At 37.9% G+C, this 6428-nt stretch carries 5 protein-coding genes and 1 pseudogene; all 6 read left to right on the top strand.

From position 1 onward, the window contains the following. Nucleotides 1-130 precede the first annotated feature (130 nt). Nucleotides 131-706: a nucleotide exchange factor GrpE gene (locus PLK24_RS06940; protein ID WP_324477608.1), complete on the top strand. Its 576-nt coding sequence runs from the start codon at nt 131-133 to the stop codon at nt 704-706. 14 nt (nt 707-720) lie between these two features. Continuing rightward, nucleotides 721-2646, top strand: a complete 1926-nt coding sequence (gene dnaK, locus PLK24_RS06935; protein WP_324477607.1) for a molecular chaperone DnaK — start codon at nt 721-723, stop codon at nt 2644-2646. A gap of 180 nt (nt 2647-2826) precedes the next feature. Then, nucleotides 2827-3981, top strand: coding sequence for a molecular chaperone DnaJ (gene dnaJ / locus PLK24_RS06930; RefSeq protein ID WP_324477605.1), 1155 nt, complete (start codon nt 2827-2829; stop codon nt 3979-3981). A 10-nt stretch (nt 3982-3991) separates the two neighbouring features. Next, a complete protein-coding gene (locus PLK24_RS06925; protein ID WP_324477603.1) occupies nt 3992-4732 on the top strand; it encodes an RsmE family RNA methyltransferase in 741 nt (246 codons plus the stop codon). Further along, nucleotides 4716-5996, top strand: coding sequence for a tRNA (N(6)-L-threonylcarbamoyladenosine(37)-C(2))-methylthiotransferase MtaB (mtaB, locus tag PLK24_RS06920; RefSeq protein WP_324477601.1), 1281 nt, complete (start codon nt 4716-4718; stop codon nt 5994-5996). The genes PLK24_RS06925 and mtaB overlap by 17 nt, the downstream gene beginning before the upstream one ends. Before the next feature lie 63 nt (nt 5997-6059). Beyond that, a pseudogene (locus PLK24_RS06915) lies at nt 6060-6428 on the top strand (hypothetical protein); the annotation flags it as partial.

The following is a 6428-nucleotide window of genomic DNA, read 5'->3' as shown; positions in this document are numbered from 1 at the left end:
TAGTTTGACCTTACTTGACAAATAAGAAAATAAGTGATTAAATACGATAGTCTAAGATGGTAAAATTTTAAAGGTCACGACCATGACAAGGCAGAAAGAGGATGAAATAAATAAGGACGGTGATATTAGAATGAACAACCAGAAGGAGGAACCGAAGGTCGTTAATAAAAATGATACATCGGGTTGTGATGAGATTTCTTTGGAAGAATTAAAAAATATTTGTGAAGAATACCGTAACAACGCCGAAGAATACCAAAAGAAATCAGAAGAATATTTGAAAAACTTAAAATCATTAAAGGCAGAGTTTGAAAACTATCGGAAGAGGGAAAGGCAATTTCGGGATAGCTTTATAAAATCATCCAATAGAGATTTAATACTCAAAATCCTTCCGGTAATGGATGATATGGATAATGCCATTCTTGAAAGTAAAAAAAATGAAGTCCATCAGTCTTACGTAGAAGGAGCTGAGCTAATCTATCGCAAACTTTTAAATATTTTGGAAAAAGAAGGAGTTCGACAGATAACCACCCTGGGTGAAAAGTTTGATCCAAAGTATCATGAGGCAATGATGACGATTTCATCCCCTGATTATGAGGATTATGCGATTGTCGATGAGTTAAGAAAAGGATATATGTTGAATGAAGAAGTTTTACGTGCAGCTCAGGTATCGGTTAATCGTTGGGATAAAAATGAGAAAGAAAGGTAAAGGAGGCAAACACTATGGCAAAAGTAATCGGTATTGATTTGGGAACAACCAATTCTGTTGTGGCTTATATGGAGGGTGGTCAACCAACCATTATACCCAATAAAGAAGGTTCTCGTTTAACACCCTCAATTGTTGCATTTACTAAAAATGGCGAAATATTGGTTGGTCAGTTAGCCAAAAGACAAGCAATAACCAATCCAAAGAATACCATTTATTCTATAAAGCGTTTAATGGGTCGACGTTATGATGATCCAGAGGTTGAAAAGGCGCGTAAAGTACTTCCTTATGAAATTGTACCCGGAAAACATGGAGAAGCTGCTGTAAAAATTGGAGATCGAGTATACACTCCTCCCGAAATATCAGCAATGATATTAAAGAAAATGAAAGAGGATGCCGAGGAATTCTTAGGAGAAAAAATAACCGAAGCAGTTATCACTGTCCCAGCGTACTTTAATGATAATCAGCGTCAGGCAACCAAGGATGCTGGGAAAATTGCCGGACTTGAAGTAAAAAGAATCATAAACGAACCAACCGCAGCTTCATTGGCTTATGGTTTGGGAAAGGGAAAAGAGGAAGTCATAGCCGTGTATGATTTAGGTGGCGGGACTTTTGATATTTCAATTCTTGAAATTGGTGAAGGTGTGTTTGAGGTAAAATCCACCTCGGGAGATACATTCCTTGGTGGTGACGATTTCGACCGAAGAGTAATGGATTACATTATTGAAGAGTTTCGTAAAGATCAAGGCATCGATCTTCGGGGAGATCAAATGGCTCTGCAGCGTTTAAAAGAAGCCGCTGAAAAAGCCAAAATTGAATTATCCGGTTCGCTCCAAACCGAAGTGAATTTACCCTTTATTACTGCCGATGCATCTGGACCTCGACATTTAGTGATGACTATCACTAGAGCAAAATTAGAGCAGTTAACCGCAGATCTTATTGAACGTACCTTTGAACCCTGTGAACGGGCAATGAAAGATGCTGGCCTTAAGCCAGAAGACATTGATACAGTCATTTTGGTTGGTGGTATGACCCGAATGCCAAAGGTAGAAGAAGTCGTCAAAAGGATATTCCAGAAAGAACCAAAACGTGGAGTCAATCCCGACGAAGTAGTTTCTGATGGAGCAGCTATTCAAGCTGGAGTATTAAAAGGAGAAGTAAAAGACGTTCTTCTGCTAGACGTAACTCCACTTTCTTTGGGAATTGAAACTTTGGGAGGAGTTTTTACTCGTATCATTGAGCGGAATACGACAGTGCCGGTTTCGAAGAGTCAAGTTTTTACCACAGCTGCTGATAATCAAACAACAGTTGAGATTCAGGTACTCCAGGGAGAGCGGCCTTTAGCAAAAGATAATAATTCTCTTGGAAAATTTCAGCTGTCTGGAATTCCACCGGCACCACGGGGAGTTCCTCAGGTTGAAGTCAAGTTTGATATTGATGCTGATGGAATTCTCCATGTATCGGCCAAAGACTTGGCGACTAATAAAGAACAAGCCATAACAATAAAAGCTTCCAGTGGTTTATCGAAAGAAGACATTGATCGTATGTTGCGAGAGTCAGAACTTCATGCCGAAGAGGACAAGAAAAAGCAAGAAGAAATTGAGTTGAAAAACCAAGCAGAAAACCTGACCTATTCAGTAGAAAAAACCTTGAGAGAGTCAGGAGGCAAGTTGTCAGCTGAAACGAAGAGTAAAGCAGAAGCTTCTTTGAATGACCTCAAGGAAGCTGTGAAAGGTGATGACGTTGCTGATATTCGACGTAAAATGGATGAACTCCAATCAACTTCTCATGCTTTAGCTCAGGAGCTATACCGACAAACCTCTGGCCAGCAGGGTCCTGGTGAGGCAGCGGGAGCAAAAGCTGAAACAAGTTCGGATACGAATAAAGAAAATGATAATGTGGTTGATGCAGATTATAAAGTAGTTGATGATGATCAGAAGTAAGTGATGGAAAATCCTTGGGTCAAATAATAGTTTGGCCTAAGGATTTTCCTTTTATTAAATCTCCCCATTGATCTTCAATACTATTAATTATTTGAACTTCTTTGATTTTTTTACAAAATTGATATAAAGTAATCGTATTCTTCTCCGAATAATATGGAAATAATTAAAGGTGATTTGTGCATGAAAAAGGATTATTACGAAGTTTTGGGAGTGAATCGTAACGCTTCCTTAGAAGAGATAAAGAAATCCTATCGAAGGCTGGCAAGACAATACCATCCTGATGCCAATCCTGGAAATAAAGATACGGTTGAAAAATTTAAAGAAATCAATGAAGCCTACCAAGTTCTTTCTGATACGGAAAAGCGGACTACTTATGATCGTTTTGGCCATGCCGCTTTTGACTCCCGTGCTCAAGCCGGTTATGGTGGAGGAGGTTTTGGGCAAGACTTTGATCCGTTTGGAGATTTTGGAAGTTTTGGTGACATCTTTGATATGTTTTTTGGAAGTTCTACCGGATCACGACGAAGAGACTCAGCATCCCGTCCAACGAAAGGGGCAAATATCAATGTTGATGTTACGCTTGAATTTGAAGAAGCCGCTTTTGGAGTGGAGAAAGAAATTGAATATTCAAGAATAGAATTCTGTAAGGAATGCCAGGGAGTTGGTGGGAAAAAGAAAGTCTCCTGTCCTCATTGTCGAGGTACCGGAGAAATTAAACATACTCAAACTTCAATTTTTGGTTCAATAGTGACTTCACGTATTTGTAATTTTTGTCACGGAAAAGGTTATGTCGCTGAAGATACTTGTCAGAAATGTCATGGTTCAGGGAAGGTGAAAACGACCCGGAAACTAAAATTAAAATTTCCAGCTGGAGTTGATAGTGGCTATCGACTTCGAGTATCCGGGGAAGGAGAAGCCGGGGAAAACGATGGTCCAGCTGGGGATTTGTATGTTTCAATAACAGTAAAACCACATAAAATCTTAGAGAGGAAAGGCAAAAATCTCTTCTTTGATGCCGAGGTGACTTATACCCAGCTAGTTTTAGGTGATGAAATCGAAGTTCCTACCATACAAGGCATGGAGAAAATTAAAATTTCACCCGGGACGGACACTCATTCAGTTTTAAAGTTAAGAGGTAAGGGTTTAGTTGATCCAAGTAACGGTTCACGGGGTGACCAGTTTGTTCAACTCAAGCTTCGCATACCAAGACGATTAACCGGTGAATATAAAAAACTGATGGAGCAATTGGCCGAATTAGAAGGTCAGGAAAAAAATAAAAAATCAGGTGGAATTTTTGAACGAATAAAAGAAGCTTTCACCAGCACTGAAGGTTAGAAAAATTAGAATGAGTCGATTTTATTACCATCCAGAAATAAACCAATCAACTATTCTTGCTCTTAGCCATGAAGAAAGTCTTCACCTCAAAACCAATCGAATTCAGCCTGAAACCGAGATTCTGTTATCAGATGGATTAGGTAGTTTATATTCAGGCATATTTAAAGGATTTGTTTCGCAATTAGCCCAAGTCGAAGTTGTTGGAAAGGTAAAAAAAGAAGACAATGCTTATCAGCTGTGGATATGGCAACCTCTTCTAAAAAATTGGTCCCGTTTAGAATGGCTCATAGAAAAATTGGTCGAAGTTGGTGTTTCTGGTATTGGAATTTTTTATTGTGAGCGATGTGTTCGTGAACGTATTTCTTCAACGAAAGAAGAACGTTGGAGAAAGATTATTATCGAAGCAGCGAAGCAATCAGGAAGAATACGTTTTCCTATTCTTAAAGTGATTACAAATTGGTCTGATTTTCTCACTCACTGCCGAAGCAATAACCTGAATACTATTATTGGTGATTTTAGTTCCTCGGAATCAATATCGGATTATTTAAAAGAACAAAGTTCATTTTCTTTGCAAATTATTGTTGGCCCGGAAGGTGATTTTAGTGAAGGTGAAAAAGAACAGCTTCATTCTCTTCCCAAAGTTTGTTTTTTAAGATTTTCCAACCAAATTCTACGAAGTGAAACTGCTGCTTTATATGCCAGTATTGTGAGTATAGCCAGCCTGGAATCGAAACATGAAAATTGCTATTAAAACTCTCGGATGTAGAGTAAATCAGTCAGAAAGTGATATTCTTGCTGCACTATTAAAAAGTGAAGATATTTCTTTGGTTCCTTTCGAGGATCAAGCTGATTGGTACATTATTAATAGCTGCGCAGTGACCAAGATGTCGGAAAAAAAAACTCGTCAATGGATCAGCCGAGCTTTAAGGAATAATGAAACATCACAAGTTATTCTTATTGGGTGTTATAGCCCTTTGTATACCCGTCAATTTCCACTTCCTCAGCCTCGTCTCCAGGTTATTGATTCTCCAGAGAAGATCAAAAAGGTAATGGAAAAACTCAATTTACCTTGGAATGATTCTTTCTCAGAAAAAGTCATACCAGAAACCAAACGGGCTCGGGTCTGGTTAAAAATCGAGGATGGATGTGATCATTTCTGCAATTATTGTATTGTACCCCACCTCCGTGGTGCTGTTCGGAGTGAAGAACCAGAAAAAATAATTCACCAAGCAATTCATTTAGAAAGAAAAGGTGTTCATGAAATTGTTTTGTGTGGTATTAACTTAGGAAGGTATGATTTTGGGAGTAATCATACTACCCTGATTGAATTACTGGAAGAATTGATAAGAGCAACCAATATCGTTCGCTATCGTTTAAGTTCTATTGAGCCGTTTCTGATTGATAAAAAGTTTTTGGATCGATATTTTTCTTTGATCCCTCGAGTATGCCCGCATTTTCATATCCCTCTCCAAAGTGGGAGCGATGAAGTTTTATTAAAGATGGGAAGGGGTTATACCACTCAATTTTATAGAGAACTAGTAGAATTAATTCGGAGTTATGATAGAAATATAGCAATTAGTACTGACATTATTGTAGGATTCCCTGGGGAATCGGAAAAACTGTTTACTGAAACAATTGAATTTTGTCAGGAAATCGGTTTTTCCCGTGCTCATGTTTTTGTTTATTCTCCACGTCCTTTTACTCCTGCTTCCCAGTGGGATAAGATTGAAGGGGTTCCTTTTCAAGCCAAAAAAGACCGAGAAGCACAGTTATTAAAAATTATTTACAACAGCCAAATCAAATATTATCGGTCTTTTATTGGAAAAACATTATCAGTATTGGTTGAGGCAACCACTGAAAACCATGTGGTAACTGGTTATTCTGATAATTACATACCAGTTCGAGGGGAGGGAATTTTGGCTTCTGATTATGGAAGGATTCTTCCTATATTTATCCAGGGAGAACAGGATAGAATTTTATTAGGGAAAGCTATTCAAAACCAATATACTGTATAATCCCATTGAAAATTCATTTTATATTCAATAAAATAGAGAGAAAACTGGAGAAGGAAAGATAAAATGGCAGCTAAGAAAAAGATAAAGACGGTAAAAATAACCAAGTCAAAGCTTCCTGTAGTCGAATCTCCCGAAAGAACTCTTCCACTTTTAGAAAAATTTCTTCAATATGGTTTATTGTTGATTGTGCTTTTATCCCCTTATTACCGGGGTTTATATTTTGATTACGAAAGATATCCCTTTTTTTTGGCGGTTTTCCTCCTTGCCATTATTTATTTTTTCTATCAAATAGCTTACCAAAGAAAAGTAATTACTATAAAAACTCCCGTCGAATATTTTTTCCTCCTTACCGTTTTATTATATGGTCTCAGTATTTTTTGGGCTGCGGACCAAGGGATGGCTTTTCGTGAATTTTTTAGTAGTGTAGCTTAC

The organism is Atribacter sp. (assembly GCF_035418125.1).
GTDB lineage: Bacteria > Atribacterota > Atribacteria > Atribacterales > Atribacteraceae > Atribacter > Atribacter allofermentans.
This window is presented reverse-complemented; position numbering and strand designations above follow the sequence as displayed.